Consider the following 15,805-nt stretch of genomic DNA (forward strand, 5'->3'; position numbering starts at 1 on the left):
CGCATTTCCGGTCTTCGTTACTGCTGGGCCTTCTGCAGCGATTGCGGGGCGCCGAACAGCGCTGCCACCAGCGGATCGCGGGTGACGGGGCCGCGGTTCACGCGGATCGCGTAATGCGTATCGTCCGCCAGGATATGGAAGTGGCGGCCGCTGCCTGCCATGCTTTGCTCGCGCAGGCTCGGGCGCTCCTTGCGGGGCGGCGTGCCTTCGCGTTTCGGCTGGGCGATCGCGGCCAGGAAGGCCTGCACGCGTTCGGCATCCGGCGTCAGCCGGTAGACGGCCTTGCCCAGGTAGGTGGCGGTACCCTCGATATAGCGCGCCAGTTCGATCACGCCCGCCTCGCGCAGGTCGCGAATATATTTACGGGCGCCGGACGGGGAAAATTTCAGGAACCAGGCGATCTCGTCGGCCAGCATCTCGTGCTGCTGCAGTTCGCCGATCAGTTTTTGCATGTTTTCGATGCGGCGCAGCGTTGCGGAGGTGGACCGTACGCGCTCGATCGGCGCCAGCGACAATGCCTTGCGCTCGGTTCCCGGACCCGGGCGCTCGACCAGCGCCAGGCGCGGCTTCGCGGCGGGCTGGGAGGCCATCACATCGCTGTTCGACAGGTCGTGAGATTCTCTGATTGCGTGCATTTGAACACTCCTTATAACGGTAGCCGGTTTGCGCGATGCGGGGTCACCGCGCAGTATTTCCTTCATTGGGTTCCAGATTGCCGTTATGCGTTGTACAAGTCTGTGCGGCAACGAACACAAAATGGTTCAAAAGTTAAAGCCACGCGCCGTACCGGAATCGCCACGTCGCAGCGCGAATGTGCGCTCGCGAACAGATCGGCTGCAATTTGTTGTTTAATGTGCATGTCGGATCAACCTTAAAGAGAGGATTCACCATGAAATACTCCATCTTGCTGGCGGCCATCACCGCCCTGAGCCTGTCCGCTTGCAACAAGGCTGACAATGCCACCCCGGCCACCGATACGGCACCTGCTGCTCCGGCAGTGACCGAACCGGCAGCTCCTGCTGCCGCTCCGGCCGATACGATGACGCCGCCACCGGCCGACACCACCACCCCGCCGGCCGATACCACGGCACCGGCCGGTACCGGCACCACCCCGGCCGACACCACGACCCCGCCGGCCGGCGGCACGACGACCCAGTAACAGCGCGGTCCGGCAGCATTGCTGCCGGACTCGTACCGGGTCGGTACCGTACAGGCCAGTTACTGTTTCGTGGCAAACAAGCCACAGTGCAAATGCGGGATTTCTCGTACTTTTGCCCGGAACGCGCCCCTGAGGCGCGTTTTTTCCGTTCACCCCTCCCGTTGGACGGAACGACAATCTTTCAGTTCCTGTTGTACGATCGCCACACATTTGATATAACGCAAGCTTATTGTGCGCTAACGCACCGAGCCCCGGTTGCTAGCACCATAAACTTGACGTAACAGCAATGCATAAGCTGCAATTGAAAGTAGAGCCGGCACAGAAATGCCCCGGCGACTTCTTTCAATATTGCTGTCGAATAAAAATCTCTTCCAACGCATCAGGAGTTATCAGTGAATAAATCCAACAAGATCGCAATCGCCGCAGCCCTGCTGTGCGCTTCCTTCGCCGCCTCGGCGCAGGATGCTGTCATCAATCCGAACTGGTACATCCAGCCAAGCGTCAACGCGCTGAAGCCCGACTCCGACTGGGTGACCGACAAGACCGGCTATGGCGGCGGCTTGAAGTTCGGCAGGCCGCTCGCGGAAAACTGGGATATCCAGTTGGGTTACACCTACGCCCGCGCCAGCGAGAACGGCTCGCGTTACCAACAGGAAACACTGGGCATTGACTTCCTGTACCTGTTCTCGCGCAAGACGTTCCGCCCGTTCGTGCTGGTAGGCCTCGGTGCCCAGCGCGACAAGGAAAACCGCTTCAACAGCTTCGCCCAGCCTCAGCGTACCTCGCCGTACCTGTCGGCCGGCCTGGGTTTCCAGTCCGTCATCAACGACCGCTGGTCGTTCCAGGCGGACGTGCGTAGCGTCTACGGCTTCATCAGCAGCGACGATTTCCGTCACGACCGCTCGAACAACGTCTACGCCACCGTGGGCTTCAACTACGCCCTGGGCCCGACGCCGCAACCGCCGGCACCTCCGGCACCGCCGCCAGCACCGGTCGTCGAACCGCCGGCACCGGTAGCACCGCCGCCGCCGCCGCCACCACCGGCACGCTTCGAGAAAGTGACGATGTCGGCGACCGAACTGTTCGAGTTCAACAGTTCCAAGCTGAAAGGCGACCAGCCGAAGCTGGATGACGTCGCGCGCGTGCTGAACGAGAACCCTAGCCTGACGGGCATCACGATCGTCGGCCACACCGACCGCATCGGTTCCGACAAGTACAACCAGACGCTGTCGGAAAAACGTGCTGCAGCCGCCAAGGAATACCTGGTGGGCAAAGGCATCGCCGCTGACCGCCTGACCACCGAAGGCAAAGGCGAGTCCCAGCCGATCGTCCAGTGCGACAACAAGAAGCGCGCTGACCTGATTAAGTGCCTGGAGCCGAACCGCCGCGTCGAAGTCGAGCAGATCACGATCGAACGCCGCGTGAACTAAGCAGCAGTCAAACACCTGCGTTCGGGATGGCTCCGGGGGGAAAGGACTGGCATGGCCAGGCCGTTCCCCCCGGACCAAGTCCACGACGAACGCCGTACGCAAAAAAGGGGCCTCGGCCCCTTTTTGTTTATACGGAGCTGAAAAATGAACTGGAGAAAGTTTCCCCACATCGCCAAAAAAATCCCCAACCTGCTGTATTGCGCCGTCATGGAATGGTTCGACCACCGCGGCAGCAGCAAGGGCGCGGCGCTGGCCTTCTACACGCTGTTCTCGCTCGCGCCGATCCTGGTGCTCGTGATCGCGATCGCCGGCATCTTCTATGGCAAGGAAGCCGCCCAGGGCGAGCTGTTCGCGCAATTGCGCGGCATGGTGGGTGCGCAGGGCGCGGAAGCGATCCAGCTGATCCTGGCTGGCGCGCGCAACGAGGAGGAAGGCAAGATCGCCACGCTGATCGCCGGTGCCCTGCTGCTGTTCGGCGCCACCAGCGTGTTCGCCGAACTGAAGGCAAGCCTGGACGATATGTGGCAGCTGCCGCCGGTCACCGAGAATACGGTTTGGGATACCGTCCGCACCCGGCTGCTGTCATTCGGGCTGGTACTGACATTGGGATTCCTGCTGATGACGTCGCTCGTGGTCAGTGCCGCGCTGGAAATATTCCAGCGCTTCTGGAACCGTTACTGGCCGGATGCCACCCTGCTCATTACGCTGCTGAACCACACCATCAGCTTCCTCGTCATCGCGACGATGTTCGGCGTGATCTACAAGCTGCTGCCGCGTATCAAGCTGGCATGGGAAGACGTGGTCATCGGCGCGATCGGCACCGCCGTCATGTTCATGATCGGCAAATTCGGCATCGGCGCCTACATCGGCAACAGCGGCGTGGCCAGCAGCTTCGGTGCCGCCGGCTCCACGATCGCCCTGCTGCTGTGGGTGTACTACTCGGCGCAGATCTTTTTCCTCGGCGCCGAATTCGCCCGGCAATATGCGCTGCAGATCGGCAGCCTGAAGCATCATCCGCGCGATGAACAGGGCAAGCTGAAAGTGAAATAAAGACCGGTGGCGAACCGGTGACAGGCTCCGATTCTTCGGAAATGCTTCAGATTAACCGGAGCCTGTCACCGGTTTTAACAGGTGCCTGCACTGGTTTAACAGGTGCCTGTCACCGGTTCTGCCCGATTGGCGCCTCTCGCGAAGCCAGGCTGGCACGAAGCCAGGGCAAGTCATTCGCCCAGCAGTTCGGCGACGATCTCCATCCCCTCCACGCGCTCGGCGACGACCTTGACGATCACGATCACGGGCACGCCGAGCAGCAGTCCCCACACACCCCACAGCCAGCCCCAGAACAGCAGGCTGACGAAGACGGCGGCGGCGTTCATGCGGGCGATGCGGCCGGTCATCCAGGTAGTGACAAAGGTGCCGACCAGCGTGGCGATGCCGAGCGAGGCGCCGGTGACGAGCAGCACCATCTGCAGCGATTCGAACTGCAGGAATGCGACAAGGCCGGTGGCACTGGTGATCAGCAGCGGGCCGAAGTACGGCATGATGTGCAGCAGCCCGGCCACGATGGCCCAGGCGCCGGCGTTTTCCAGGCCGATGGCGCGCAGCGCGACCCACATCAGCAGCGCCAGCAGCACGTTGGTCACCAGCAGCATGAACATATAGGCCTGGATCGACGTGTTGATGTCTTCCAGGATGTGCACGGTGATCTTCTTTTTCGACAGCGACGGGCCGGTCAGCTTGACCAGCTTGCGCTTGAACGTGTCGCCCGACAGCAGCAGGAAAAACACCAGGAAGATCACCATCGTGGCCTGCGAAAGAAACCCCATCAGGCCGCGCGCGCTGACCCAGACCCAGTCCATTACGCGGATGCCGCCGGTACTGGGGCTGGCGTTGGACGGGGTGGCGGCCGCCTCGTGCTGCCGCTTGGCGGCGCGGCGCGCGCTGCTGCCGGCGGTGGCCTGCTCGATCTCGTTGGCTACGGCCTGGATGCGCGAGATGGTGCTGGTGCTGGAACCGGTGGTCGAGGCCAGCAGCCTGGAAAGCTTGTGGGTAATGGTCGGCAGTTCCTCGACGATGTTCTGGAACTCGCCGTGCACCTTGTCGATGACGACGAGCGAGCCGCCGAAGATCGCACCCGTCACGAGCGTCGCGCCGATGATGCGCCGGATCCGCAGGCGTTCGAGCCAGTTGACGAGGGGATTGAGGGTATAGGCGATGAAGATCCCCAACAACAGGGGAACGAGGAAGTTCCTGCCCCATTGCAGCGCATACAGGAAGGCGACGGTGGCGATGATGCCCAGCGCCAGGCCCTTCGCATGCACATGCAGCGGAAACTGTAGCTTGGACGCGTGCTCGCCGCCTTCCGTCGGGGGATCGGCCGGCGTGGCCGGCTCGGGGGAAACGATGTGCGGACGGTCCATTCTTGCACCGCGGCCCGGGCCGCTCCGGTGGAGCACCGGGCGGTCCGGCCGCGTCCTGATTACTTGACGCGGATGTCGTTCTTCACCGACTTCACGCCCTTGACGCCGCGGGCGATCTCGCCGGCCTTGGTGATGTCGCCTGGCTGGGCCACGAAGCCGGACAGCTGCACGGTACCCTTGAACGTTTCGACGTTGATCTCGGTGGCCTTCAGGGTCGGCTCGTTGAAGATCGACGACTTCACCTTGGTGGTGATGACTGCGTCGTCGACGTATTCTCCGGTGCCTTCCTTGGTGGCCGTGCTGGCGCAGCCAACGACGGTGAACACGGTGGCGGCGGTGAAGATGGCAGTGGCGATTTTTTGAGCAACGTATTTTTTAGCGATCATGATAGAACTCCTTCTTCGTGTTGTGAAAATGCCCGGAAACGAGCTTCTGACCAGCGGCCGGCCTCAATAGCCGAACTGGGATTTCGCAGCCGCGACACACTGGTCTTTGGCCGCGCCGGCCAAGGCGTCGCACTTCTCTGCGGCGACCTTGTACTCGGCGATTCTTTTATCCTCGCGCGCATCGCTGCGCGCCTGGATGACTTTCTTGTCTGCCCGCGCATCGGCCAGCGCGGCGGTGCGGCTGGCCTTGGCCCGCTCCACGCACACGTCGCGCTCGTTGCCCGTCAATGCGGCGCAGCGGGTGCGGTCCAGCGCGAAGTCGGCATTGGCGATATCGATGCGCGCCTTGGTGTAGGCCCGCAGCGTATTGCGGTACTGCGCCGTGGCATCGGCTTCGGCACGCACGCGCGCAGCCTTGGCCTCGGCGATACAGATATCCTTCGGGTTGCCCGCAGCGGCATTGCAGTGCTCGCGCGCGGCCTTGTATTCGGCGGCAGCGGCCGCCTTTGCATTCTCGAACAGCGTCTTTGCTTCCGGCGTGGCCGCCATGGCCGTTCCTGCGCATAGCAGCAATGCGGCGAGCCGGACCGAGGTGTTCAACACTCTTTTCACTGTGCTGGTCGCCGTGCGATCCGTTATGCAATGCATTGCCCGATTCGTTGCGCACCCCGCCGCGACACTTGCCGCTTTCATGCCGATGACTCCATGCCTGTTCTCCATGACCACAGTGTCGCCTGTCCGCACCCGGCGTTCTGTACGCTGGCGTACATTCAGTGCATGTTTTGCAACAATTGCCACAACGGCAGCGAAGCGCCGGGTCCGGCGTGACTCGACAGGACAGGGTGCGGCATCGCACAGACCCCTGCCGCGGCGCGGGACTAATCTGATGCCACATCATCGAGGAGGACTAACATGAAACCAACTCACGCCTTGAGCGCAGCGATGGTCGCGGTCACTCTGCTGACCGCGGGTTGCGCCAGTAATTATCCGACCGGCACCAACTACTCGACCCAGGCCGATGCTTCCACCTACGGCACGATCGAGAATATCCAGGTCGTGCGCGTGGATCCCGCCACCAGTGGTGCAGGTGCGGTAGCGGGCGGCCTGGTCGGCGCACTGGTAGGCAGCCAGGTCGGTTCGGGCGGCGGCCGTACCGCAGCCACCGCTGCCGGTGCGATCGGCGGTGCCCTCGTCGGCAACCAGATCGAATCGAACCGCAATGCCCCGCACGACATGTACCAGATCAGCATCCGCCTGGATAACGGCGATTACCGCACCGTGAACCAGGACAGCGCCTACGACCTGCGCGTGGGCAGCCGCGTGCGGATGGTGGACGGCCGGGTGTACCGGTATTGACGGCTGCGCGGTGCCGGCCATGTGGCCGCGGCCGCGCATCGCGATCGAGTCCCAGCATTCACTTCGACAAACATAAATAAAGGACCAACCATGGGCACTATTCTCTTGATCATTCTGGTACTCGTCCTGATCGGCGCATTGCCGACCTGGCCGCACAGCAGGAACTGGGGCTATGCCCCGAGCGGCATCGCCGGCCTCATCGTCGTGATCCTGCTGATCATGCTGCTGACAGGCAGGCTGTAACGGAAAACACGGGGCGCTGCGGCGCCCCGCTGCTTTGATGGGGGAATCATGATGAAACGAATCATCGCGGGCGCGGCGCTGGCCGCCGGCCTGGCCGGAATCGCCGGGCTGGGCAGCAACGCGGCGGCACAAAGCACCTCGCCTACCATGGCGCAGCAACAGCAACGGGAAATCGCCCGCGGCGAACCGGCGCGCTGGATGAAGGCCGACGGCACGATGCAGGCGCAGATTGCCACCAAGCGCAAGGAAATCGGCGCGGCGCTGAACGAGGCGCTCAACGACTGCAAGGGGGCCGCCAGCGGCGAACGCAAGGCTTGCGTGCGGGAGGCGCGCGAAACCTACCGGCGCGACATGGCCAGCGTGCAGGACCTGGTGGCGCAGTCGAACCAGATGGGCGGTGTGTACGACACCGCCGGGCCGTCGGAATAAGCCTGGCCGCCGGTCAGGACGCGGCCGCGTTGGCGCCCAGCGGCAGCTGCGGTGCGCCGGCAGCCGTCGAGTCCGGCAGCGGCGGCAGCTCATGCACCACGAGTGGCGTGTCTTCCGACACGAACGCGAGCCAGCCGGCGGCGCCGATCGCGCGCAGTGCATCGGCATAGCCCTGGTTCCAGCGCCATTGCACGGAGCCGTGCGAGAAATTGATGTCCTTCAGCGCCATGTGCCAGTCGTGGCCGGCATAGGGAATGCGCACCACGTGCAGCGTCGTGTCGCAGCCCAGCTCGGCCAGGTCGCGCGCATGCTGCGCGCTGCGCTGCTGCGGCGGCATCGATGCGTACAGCTCGCGCAGCTTCTGCTGCAGGCGGCGCGTCTTCACGTAATCGTCAAGGTGGCGCTGCGAGCGGGAAGCAAAGGTCACGTCCTTCTGCCGCGTCTGCACCTCCTCCAGCGTATCGGGCTCCGGCCCCTCGGCGCTCCACAGGTCGACCATGAAACACAGCGTATCGGCCGGGCGGTGCGTATCGTCCAGCACGGTCTGCAGCGGCGTGTTCGAGTACAGGCCGCCATCCCAGTACAGCTCGCCATCGATGCGCACGGCCGCGAAGCCCGGCGGCAGCGCGCCGCTGGCCCGGATATGGTCGGCGGTGATGCGGCCGGGATCGCGGCTGTCGAAGCTGGCCAGGGTTCCGCTCGACACGCGCAGTGCATTGACGGTGAGGCGCATGCCTTCGGGGCTGTTCAGCACATCGAAGTCGACCAGCTCTTCCAGCGTCGCGTTCAGCTCTTCGGTGTCGTAGAAGCTGGCCTGCTCGGCCGGCACGGGCAGCCCCAGGCCGAACGGACTGAACGCGCGTGGCCGGAAAAAGCCGCGCACGCCGGACACCATTGCCTGCAGCGTCGAGAAGCGGATGTTCTGGCGCCGCTGCGCCTCGCTCATCCATGTGGGATCGTAGGGATCGCGTTGCGACATGCGGTCCCAGAACTCCTTGATCCGCTGTAGCCGGTGCTCATGATGATTGCCGGCCAGCAGCGCGGCATTGATGGCGCCGATCGACGTGCCGACAACCCAGTCCGGCGCCAGCCCATGTTCGTGCAGCGCCTGGTAGACCCCGGCCTGGTAGGCGCCCAGCGCCCCGCCGCCCTGCAGCACGAGGACGACACGCATGCCGTTCGGGTTCAGTGGATGGGAATCCGCATCGCTCAAGCCGCACCTCCGCAGTTGAAAGTATCGGCAGGCATTGTAGCCTGCAAATGCCATGTGTACCGGGAATGCGCCGGAACGGCCGCCTTCTCAAAAAAAAAGGCGCTGTTCGCATTAAGTGGGGTTTTCCCAGCAGTACGTGATGCCGGCCTGCCGCGCAAACGCTTTATAGGCATTGGCCCCATCGCTGACGAGCAGGACGTCCATTGCCAGCACCGGCAGCAAGTGTCTGGCCAACTGGTTGGCGGTTACCGGGCCGCGGCCGGTGACGAAGTCGCAGGTTTGCCGGTTGCGGTCGCGGGCAACGAGAAAGCAGTCCAGTTCGGCACTGATGCCGCGCCGGCGCGCCTTGCCGCCGCGTTTGCGGGGCGGGCGATCCAGGTTTCGCGAGCCTTTTTGCGATTCAAGGTGATAAGTTTCGTCCGCCTCGACAATGCCGGACAGCAGCGGTCGGGGCTCCCGTCGCACGGCGGCAATGAAGCGATGACGCCAGCGGAAGCTGGTGGATTTTGCCACCGCGACGCGCGCAGCAGCCTTGCCGACCGTGGCCGAATCGATCAGGCATTGCAGATACGGCAGCACCTGTCGCGCAAGCGCAGGCGGGCCAGCGGCGTGCCGGTCAGGGCATTGAAGCTGCGCCGGCAGGCGACGCAGCGATAGCGCTGCAGGCCGTTGGCCTGGCCGCAGCGGTGGCACCGCTTGCCGCCGCAGGCGGGGCACGACCGGTTGCCCGCGGCCTCCTCGATCAGGCGCAGGCAGTGGCCGGGTAATACAAGATTGGCGAGAACGCCCTGCAGAAGAGCGATTTCCGCACCGGAAAGCTGGACTTGCTCCAGCACCTTCAACACCACGCTGACATCGGCTGCGCCCATCTCGCCTCCTGATATACATGAAGTATCTCAACAAGAGGTCTGACAATGGTTCTGGTCGAACGTTCACCGATTTAAAGCGAACAGCGCCCAAAAAAAACGCCGCGGAATCCGCGGCGTTCCTGGCGAGGCGTGCGCGCCTTACAGCGAGCCGCTCTGCTTGCGCTTGTAGATCCATGCGCCGAGCCCAGCCAGCACGGCACCGAGGCCGATGGCCGGTTTCACGAGGCGCTTGCGCGAGATGAAGGAGCCCACCGACATGGCGATCGGCATGATCGTCTTGTAGTTGGCGAGCAGTCCGCCGGCACCGGCCGCCGCCGCGGTACCGCCGATGACGCCGGCGAGCCGCGATTGCACCGTGCCGACCGCCAGGTCGACCGCGCCGTGCAACAGCATGTCGGGATGCATGGCATGCGCCATGTTGTGCTTGCCGGCCAGAACGCCGATGCGGTACAGCTCACCTTCCTTGATCAGCCGGGCCTTCGTGGCGTCGCGTGCGGCCTTGCGTTGTTCCTTGTCGCTCATCGCTTTCCTTTCACAGCAACATGTCGCGGTCGGCTTTCAGTTCCGCCATCGTCGCAGGCAGCGCCAGGGCGCCATTGCGAACCCGGGCCATGGCACCCTTCACCAGAAGGTAGGCCGCCACGGCAAAGATGACGGCCACGATCGGCAGGATCTTCCAGCCCAGCGCGTCCCAGAGCAGGAACACCAGCGTCGCGGTGCCGAAGGCGATCGCGAACCACGCCGCCAGGATGGCCATTGCCAGCAGCACGGCCATCCGGACAAGATGATCGCGGACCTCGGACAGTTCCGTCATTGCCAGTTCGAGGCGGGACAGGACAAGACGCATCGCGTTCTTGACCAACCCCGACAACGAACCGATCAGGCCGGGAGCGCGCGGTTCGGTATGCTCGGAGTGCTCCATAGCGTCTCCCAGTTCCGCGGGCTTATTTACGGCCCAGGATCACACCGACCAGCAGGCCGACACCAGCCGCGACGGCGATCGAACGCCACGGATTTTCCTTGACGTACACGTCGGTGGTCGCGGCAACCTGCTTGCCCGTTTCCACTGCCTTGACTTGTGCGTCCTGGGCTTTCGCCAGCGCCGAGTCGAGCGCGCGCATGCCGCGGCCGCGCAGTTCTTCGGCCTTTTCGCCAGTCAGTGCGGTGGCGGCAGTGAACAGGGCTTGTGCGTCTTTGACCAGGGTTTTCACGTCGTTGTTGACGGTACTGATGTTATTTTCCAGCATGATTAAAGCTCCTTTTCACAGTGTTGAGTATCAACTTTACAACGGCATGCTCATTCGAGCAAATCGCGCATATCGTCCGCGTGCTCTTCTTCCTCGGCCATGATCTTCACGAGCAGCTGCGTGGTCACGGGATCGGTGTCGCCGATCCTTTCGATCATCTGCCGATAGGCCTCGATCGCCACGCGCTCGGCGATCAGGTTGGCGCGGATCATCGACTGGACTTCAAGCGAATCGTCGTATTCGGCATGGCTGCGCTCATGCAGCGTGGCCGGGTTGTAGTCGGGCGCGCCATTCAGCTGCACGATGCGCTCGGCCAGCCAGTCGGCATGCTTTTCTTCTTCGCCGGCATGCTCGAGGAATTCGGCCTTGACTGCCGCATTGTTCTTGCCGCTGACGGTGTAGTAATGCCGCTTGTAGCGGTTGATGCAGACCAGCTCGGTTGCGAGCGCGTCGTTCAGCATCTTCAGCACGGCTTCGCGGTCGCCCTTGTAGCCTGCCGTGACCGGGCCGTCCGACAGGTTCTGTGCGGCGGCGCGGATGGCCGCGGTATCGATACCGCTGGCCTGGGTGGGGGTCGTTTCGGACATGGTGTTCCTTTCCTGTGTAATCAGCGACGTGCCTGGATAGGCTGGCCCGGTTCGGACAGCACGATTTCGACACGGCGGTTCAGCTGGCGGTCGCCCGCCGTTTCATTGCCCGCCACGGGATAGGCCTCGCCGTAGCCGCGCACTTCCACGCGCGAGCGGTCGATGCCCGCCTGCGACAGCGCGCTGCGCACCGCTTCGGCGCGGCGCTGCGACAGTTCCAGGTTATGCGCCGTGGAACCGGTGCTGTCGGTGAAGCCTTCGATCAGCACGGTACGGTCGGTGTTCTCGCGCAGCACCGTGGCGAGCTTCTGCACGGTTGCCTGCCCGCCCGACGTCAGCACCGCCTGGTCGACATTGAACAGCACGTCGCCCAGCGTGATGATGGTGCCGCGCTCGGTCTGCTTGGCCTGCAGCTCGGCCAGTTGCGCGGCCAGGGCCTGGTTCTGGGCCTGCGCGCTTTGCGTGGCGGCATTGGCCTGCTCGGCACGGGCGCGCGCCGCTTCGGCCTCGGCCTGTGCCTGCTCCGCGGAGCGCTTGGCCGCTTCGGCCTCGGCGGTGCGGGCCTGCAGGCGCACCTGTTCGCGCTCCTGGGACGACTGCTTCAGCTCGGCCTCGGCCTTGCGGGCGCGGGCCACTTCCTGCGCGGTGGCGATCTTCTGCTTGGCCACGTAGGCCAGCTGGTCGATCTTGTCGGTGCTCTCGCGCTCGCCGGCCGCGTTGTTGGCCGCATTGAGCGCGGCGGTGGCATCGTTGAATTCGCGCACGGCGTATTGCGAGACAGCGCTGTTGGCCTGCGCCGCCGAGTAATCGCTGCGCGCCTGGTCCAGCGTGCTGGTGGTCAATGGCGTCGAGCTGCAGGCGGACAGTGCGATGGCCAGCGACAGCAGCACGGGGGTAAACGTACGTTTCATGAAGTTCCTCCTTACTGTTTGTTGGCGCGGTCGAGTTCTTCGCGCAGCACACGGATGTTTTCCTGCACCTCATTGGCGGCGCTGGTCGCCTTCGCGGACGTGGCCTTGCTCTGTGCCAGCTTCGCATCGGCCTGCGCCTGCTGGGCCAGGTCGGAGGCCAGCTTGTAGTCCTTGTCGGCCAGTGCACGGCTGGCCTGCTGCATCTTCTCGCGGGCCGCCAGCAGTTCGGCGGGTGCCAGTTCGGCAGCGCCGGCCTGGGCGGCATTCTCGACGGCAGCGCGCGACACGGCGACATCGGCGGTGGCGGGGGCTTTCTGGCTGGCGCATGCCGACAACAGGACGGCGGCGCACAGCATCGGCAAGGTATAACGAGGGCTCATTCTTTTTCTCCTCTGAATGGATGAATCCGACTGGGTATGCGGAACGTAGTGAAGTTATAGCCGAATGGACAATTTGCTATCGGTACGGTGCCGCACATATGAGACTATCGTGGCGGCAACGACAACACTGCATTGGCTCCAGCGTGCGCTGGCGCTCATATCCCGGCAGTTTCCGCGCAACGGACACGCAGCTGACGGGGTCGCTTGCAAAGTTAAATTGACAGATGAAAACGTAACAAATCGTTACTGCGTGCGTTTGCGAACAGTTCGGTTTATACCGTTTTCATAAGCTCGTTCCATCGGTGCTGACACAGCACCCGTATCCAATCGAGGAGCGAGCCATGAACAACCTGACTTCCCCGACGACCGTTTTGTCCGGCATGGTATTGGCGATGCTGGTGGCCTGTGCATCCGTGGATGTCTCACCTCCGTCCAGCGTGGAGATGAGCGACAGCACGCTGACCACCAATGTGCGATCCAGCCTGGCCAGCCAGCCCGGCCTGAATCCCGGCGACATCATGGTGGAAGCCTATGACGGCGAAGTGCGCCTGTCCGGCTTTGCCGCCAGCGCCGAGGAGGCGGAAAAGGCGGTGGCGGCGGCACGCAGCATCACGGGCGTGAAAGTCGTCAGGAACGACCTGAAGGTGAAGTAAGGGTCGAAGCGTCACGCGGTCGTGACGCCAGGTTGATCAAGACTGCGCCGGCCTGGCCGGCACGCTCCGATAACTTCGCTGGGCAATTCAAGAAGGAGTGCATCATGAATATCAAGCAGATCGCAATGCGCCTTACCGTCGCGGGCGCCGTACTGGGCCTGTCGGCCTGCGCGAACATGTCGGCGCAAGACCGTAATACCGCCATCGGCGCGGGTGTCGGTGCCGTCGCCGGCTCCGCCCTTTCCGGCGGCTCCGCGCTGGGTACCGTGGGTGGCGCGGCCGTCGGTGGCGTGATCGGCAACCAGGTCAACAAGCCGACCCGCTGAGCGGCCCTTCCGCGACAAAAAAACGGAGCTTCGCGCTCCGTTTTTTTTATTGCGGCACGCACCTCCCGTGCCGCCTCAGACAAATACGGTGCCCATGCCGATCGCGCCGTTTTCCTTGACCAGCTCATAACAGCGGCAGGACACCGCTTCCAGGCCGGCCGAATCGAGGATCTCGATGTTGCCGCGGCTGTAGGTGATCAGCTTCTGGTTCTGCAGCGCGCTGGCGGCCTTGGTGACGCCGACGCGCCGCACGCCGAGCGCGTGCGCGAGGAATTCGTGCGTCAGGTGGAATTTTTCCGATTGCAGGCGATCGCGCGTGATCAGCAGCGAGCGCGCCAGCCGCGCTTCCAGCACGTGGAAACGACTGCATACGGCGATCTGGATCGCCTGCGCGAGCAGCGTGTCGGTATAGCGGTGCAGCAGATGCTGCAGCGATTCCATGCGGGCGAATTCGGCGTGGAAGTCTTCGGCGCGCATGCGCAGCACGGCGCCGGCGCGCTGCACCACGGCGCGTACCTGCGCCTGCCGGTGGCCAAGCGCGACCGAGGCGCCCAGCATGCCTTCGCGGCCTACCGAGCCCACTTCGAGCGTCATGCGCCCTTCCGCCACGGCCAGCAGCGAGACCAGGGCATCGATGGGGAAGTAGATGAAGGCGATCGGCGTCCCGGGCTCGTACAGCACTTCGCCGACGTCGGCTTCCACCGATTCGCACAGCGCCTCGATATGTGCGAAATCCTCTTCCGGCAGGCTCGCCAGCAGGCGATTGCTCGCGGGCGGCGGCGGTGCGGGATTACTGTGCGCGGTGTCAAAATTCAGGTTCATGTTGGTCTGATCGGTTGGCATGTGCACATCTTGTAATGAGATTAACGTTTCCTTACCGGGGTGTATGTACGGTGACGCACGGAATACCCGCGGGCGTGGCATGACAATGGTTTCATCGTGCCGGAACGGCCGCCATACATATAAAACAGGAGTCCCCATGAACCATCCAAGTACCCCACCGACCAAGCACAACGTCCCGGCCATTTTCATCATCGCCGCCGTTGTGCTGATCCTGTTCTGCGGTGTCGGCATCGCTGCCCTGATGGGCTGGCTGCCTTCTTCCAAGCATGCCGGCCGGCCGGGAGAGTTGATGACACCGCCGTCCGAGCAGCTGGCCACGGCAGCCGTGGCGCCGGCCACGCCGGCCACGCAGTCGAGCCAGTACGCGGCCGGCGCCGGCACCATCAACGGCACACCCACCGGCGAACTGCCGACCTCCGGCAGCTCGGCAGGTGGCGGCACCGGCGGCTCGGCCGCGGTGAGCGCACCGGTGGTGCCTGCCCAGGAAGAGCGCGTGCCGGCGCCGGCACGCGACAAGGCCTTGCAGCGCGAGCGCGAACGCGAGCGCGCCGCCGACAAGGCCGCGGAATCGAAGCGCGCGGCCGCCGTCTGCAAGGAGTGCGGCATCGTTGAATCCGTCAAGGAAGGCAAGACACGCGGAGAAGGCAGCGGCATGGGCGCCGCCGGCGGTGCCGTGGTCGGCGGACTGCTGGGCCGCCAGGTCGGCGATGGCCGCGGCAAGGACCTGGCCACGATCGCCGGCGCTGTGGGCGGCGCGGTGGTCGGCAACCAGGTCGAGGGCAACCTGAAGGGCAAGCGCAACTACGAAGTCATGGTGCGGATGCACGACGGCGAAGTGCGCACCTTCTATACCGACTCGCCGGTATGGCGTGGCGGAGACCAGGTGAAGGTGGTCGAGGGCCAGTTGCAATCGCGCTGATCCGTCGCTGTCTTCGTTGCTGTTGCGTCACAGCCCCGCTACCGTGCGGGGCTTTTTTTTGCTTTGTCTGCCATCGAACAGAACTGCCTGATGAGTGACCCCGACAATGAAATCTCGCGCCACCGGGGCGCATGGGGAGAACGACATGACCAAGGCATTGTGGGGCTGGCTGATCGCCGCGGGCTTGCTGCTGGCGCGGATCGCTTACCTGAATCTGGATGAAGGAGGAGTCGGCGCGGCAGGCGGCGGCTCCGCCGAAATGATGGCGCTGGTACTGCTGACGGGTGGCCTGCTGGCCGGCCTGCTCGGCATCGCGGGCATGCTGGGCATGCTGGGCTGGGTACCACGCCCAGGGAATCAATGAAAAAATGACAAAGTTTGTACGGCACCGTACAGAAGCGCTTTCCGCTTGCTCGCATACTGGAATCCATGAC

Annotated in this window: 24 protein-coding genes; 10 read left to right on the plus strand and 14 right to left on the minus strand. The window is 63.9% G+C overall.

Annotated elements, in window-relative coordinates:
- Positions 1-17: 17 nt before the first annotated feature.
- Positions 18-590, minus strand: coding sequence for a winged helix-turn-helix domain-containing protein (locus ACY34H_RS13215; protein ID WP_165391023.1), 573 nt, complete (start codon positions 588-590; stop codon positions 18-20).
- Positions 591-889: 299 nt separating this feature from the next.
- Between ACY34H_RS13215 and ACY34H_RS13220 the strand changes: the two genes are divergently transcribed.
- The 3 genes from ACY34H_RS13220 (at position 890) to ACY34H_RS13230 (ending at position 3,639) form a co-directional block, all read left to right on the plus strand.
- Positions 890-1,159, plus strand: a complete 270-nt coding sequence (locus tag ACY34H_RS13220; protein WP_464977956.1) for a hypothetical protein — start codon at positions 890-892, stop codon at positions 1,157-1,159.
- 392 nt (positions 1,160-1,551) lie between these two features.
- Positions 1,552-2,589 (plus strand): OmpA family protein, encoded by a 1,038-nt coding sequence (locus ACY34H_RS13225; RefSeq protein ID WP_464977957.1) that lies wholly within the window; start codon positions 1,552-1,554, stop codon positions 2,587-2,589.
- 144 nt (positions 2,590-2,733) lie between these two features.
- The gene (locus ACY34H_RS13230; protein ID WP_464977958.1) at positions 2,734-3,639 is read left to right on the plus strand and encodes a YihY/virulence factor BrkB family protein; all 906 of its coding nucleotides are present in this window, start codon (positions 2,734-2,736) and stop codon (positions 3,637-3,639) included.
- 170 nt (positions 3,640-3,809) lie between these two features.
- Here ACY34H_RS13230 and ACY34H_RS13235 read toward each other — a convergent pair whose 3' ends face one another.
- From ACY34H_RS13235 to ACY34H_RS13245, 3 genes are all read right to left on the minus strand, one after another.
- The gene (locus tag ACY34H_RS13235) at positions 3,810-5,009 is read right to left on the minus strand and encodes an AI-2E family transporter (RefSeq protein WP_464977959.1); all 1,200 of its coding nucleotides are present in this window, start codon (positions 5,007-5,009) and stop codon (positions 3,810-3,812) included.
- Positions 5,010-5,068: 59 nt separating this feature from the next.
- Positions 5,069-5,395, minus strand: a complete 327-nt coding sequence (locus ACY34H_RS13240) for a BON domain-containing protein (RefSeq protein ID WP_464977960.1) — start codon at positions 5,393-5,395, stop codon at positions 5,069-5,071.
- A gap of 63 nt (positions 5,396-5,458) precedes the next feature.
- Positions 5,459-5,944 carry a hypothetical protein gene (locus tag ACY34H_RS13245; protein WP_464977961.1) on the minus strand — a complete coding sequence of 162 codons (486 nt, stop codon included), beginning with the start codon at positions 5,942-5,944 and terminating at the stop codon, positions 5,459-5,461.
- A 363-nt stretch (positions 5,945-6,307) separates the two neighbouring features.
- Here ACY34H_RS13245 and ACY34H_RS13250 point away from each other — a divergent pair, with 363 nt between their 5' ends.
- From ACY34H_RS13250 to ACY34H_RS13260, 3 genes are all read left to right on the plus strand, one after another.
- Complete coding sequence (locus ACY34H_RS13250) at positions 6,308-6,751, plus strand: outer membrane lipoprotein (RefSeq protein ID WP_464977962.1); 444 nt, start codon at positions 6,308-6,310, stop codon at positions 6,749-6,751.
- Positions 6,752-6,841: 90 nt separating this feature from the next.
- Positions 6,842-6,994: a DUF3309 domain-containing protein gene (locus ACY34H_RS13255; protein WP_107141531.1), complete on the plus strand. Its 153-nt coding sequence runs from the start codon at positions 6,842-6,844 to the stop codon at positions 6,992-6,994.
- 48 nt (positions 6,995-7,042) lie between these two features.
- Positions 7,043-7,423 carry a hypothetical protein gene (locus ACY34H_RS13260; protein ID WP_464977963.1) on the plus strand — a complete coding sequence of 127 codons (381 nt, stop codon included), beginning with the start codon at positions 7,043-7,045 and terminating at the stop codon, positions 7,421-7,423.
- Between the two features lie 13 nt (positions 7,424-7,436).
- On the opposite strand, the gene ACY34H_RS13265 is transcribed toward ACY34H_RS13260, so the two are convergent.
- From ACY34H_RS13265 to ACY34H_RS13305, 9 genes are all read right to left on the minus strand, one after another.
- Positions 7,437-8,636 carry a patatin-like phospholipase family protein gene (locus tag ACY34H_RS13265; RefSeq protein WP_464977964.1) on the minus strand — a complete coding sequence of 400 codons (1,200 nt, stop codon included), beginning with the start codon at positions 8,634-8,636 and terminating at the stop codon, positions 7,437-7,439.
- A gap of 111 nt (positions 8,637-8,747) precedes the next feature.
- Positions 8,748-9,215, minus strand: coding sequence for an IS1595 family transposase (locus ACY34H_RS13270; protein ID WP_464977965.1), 468 nt, complete (start codon positions 9,213-9,215; stop codon positions 8,748-8,750).
- Entirely contained in the window at positions 9,191-9,505 is a 315-nt protein-coding gene (locus ACY34H_RS13275) for a transposase (protein WP_464977966.1), read from the minus strand. Before ACY34H_RS13275 ends, ACY34H_RS13270 begins: the two co-directional genes overlap by 25 nt.
- Before the next feature lie 138 nt (positions 9,506-9,643).
- Complete coding sequence (locus ACY34H_RS13280) at positions 9,644-10,027, minus strand: hypothetical protein (protein WP_464977967.1); 384 nt, start codon at positions 10,025-10,027, stop codon at positions 9,644-9,646.
- Positions 10,028-10,037: 10 nt separating this feature from the next.
- Positions 10,038-10,427 (minus strand): phage holin family protein, encoded by a 390-nt coding sequence (locus tag ACY34H_RS13285; protein ID WP_464977968.1) that lies wholly within the window; start codon positions 10,425-10,427, stop codon positions 10,038-10,040.
- A 22-nt stretch (positions 10,428-10,449) separates the two neighbouring features.
- Positions 10,450-10,752 carry an ElaB/YgaM/YqjD family protein gene (locus ACY34H_RS13290; RefSeq protein WP_464977969.1) on the minus strand — a complete coding sequence of 101 codons (303 nt, stop codon included), beginning with the start codon at positions 10,750-10,752 and terminating at the stop codon, positions 10,450-10,452.
- 50 nt (positions 10,753-10,802) lie between these two features.
- Positions 10,803-11,339, minus strand: a complete 537-nt coding sequence (locus ACY34H_RS13295) for a ferritin-like domain-containing protein (protein WP_464977970.1) — start codon at positions 11,337-11,339, stop codon at positions 10,803-10,805.
- Between the two features lie 20 nt (positions 11,340-11,359).
- Positions 11,360-12,250, minus strand: coding sequence for an OmpA family protein (locus tag ACY34H_RS13300; protein WP_464977971.1), 891 nt, complete (start codon positions 12,248-12,250; stop codon positions 11,360-11,362).
- A gap of 11 nt (positions 12,251-12,261) precedes the next feature.
- On the minus strand, positions 12,262-12,630 hold the full coding sequence (locus ACY34H_RS13305) for a DUF4398 domain-containing protein (protein ID WP_464977972.1): 369 nt from the start codon (positions 12,628-12,630) through the stop codon (positions 12,262-12,264).
- A gap of 341 nt (positions 12,631-12,971) precedes the next feature.
- Between ACY34H_RS13305 and ACY34H_RS13310 the strand changes: the two genes are divergently transcribed.
- Both ACY34H_RS13310 and ACY34H_RS13315 read left to right on the plus strand, forming a co-directional pair.
- A complete protein-coding gene (locus ACY34H_RS13310; RefSeq protein WP_464977973.1) occupies positions 12,972-13,283 on the plus strand; it encodes a BON domain-containing protein in 312 nt (103 codons plus the stop codon).
- 101 nt (positions 13,284-13,384) lie between these two features.
- The gene (locus tag ACY34H_RS13315) at positions 13,385-13,609 is read left to right on the plus strand and encodes a glycine zipper 2TM domain-containing protein (RefSeq protein WP_464978097.1); all 225 of its coding nucleotides are present in this window, start codon (positions 13,385-13,387) and stop codon (positions 13,607-13,609) included.
- A gap of 75 nt (positions 13,610-13,684) precedes the next feature.
- On the opposite strand, the gene ACY34H_RS13320 is transcribed toward ACY34H_RS13315, so the two are convergent.
- A complete protein-coding gene (locus tag ACY34H_RS13320; RefSeq protein ID WP_464977974.1) occupies positions 13,685-14,431 on the minus strand; it encodes a Crp/Fnr family transcriptional regulator in 747 nt (248 codons plus the stop codon).
- 157 nt (positions 14,432-14,588) lie between these two features.
- Between ACY34H_RS13320 and ACY34H_RS13325 the strand changes: the two genes are divergently transcribed.
- Both ACY34H_RS13325 and ACY34H_RS13330 read left to right on the plus strand, forming a co-directional pair.
- Positions 14,589-15,371: a glycine zipper 2TM domain-containing protein gene (locus ACY34H_RS13325; protein WP_464977975.1), complete on the plus strand. Its 783-nt coding sequence runs from the start codon at positions 14,589-14,591 to the stop codon at positions 15,369-15,371.
- A gap of 145 nt (positions 15,372-15,516) precedes the next feature.
- Positions 15,517-15,735 carry a hypothetical protein gene (locus ACY34H_RS13330; RefSeq protein ID WP_464977976.1) on the plus strand — a complete coding sequence of 73 codons (219 nt, stop codon included), beginning with the start codon at positions 15,517-15,519 and terminating at the stop codon, positions 15,733-15,735.
- Positions 15,736-15,805 lie beyond the last annotated feature (70 nt).

The sequence above is a fragment of the Pseudoduganella sp. jia 9 genome (genome assembly GCF_055502615.1).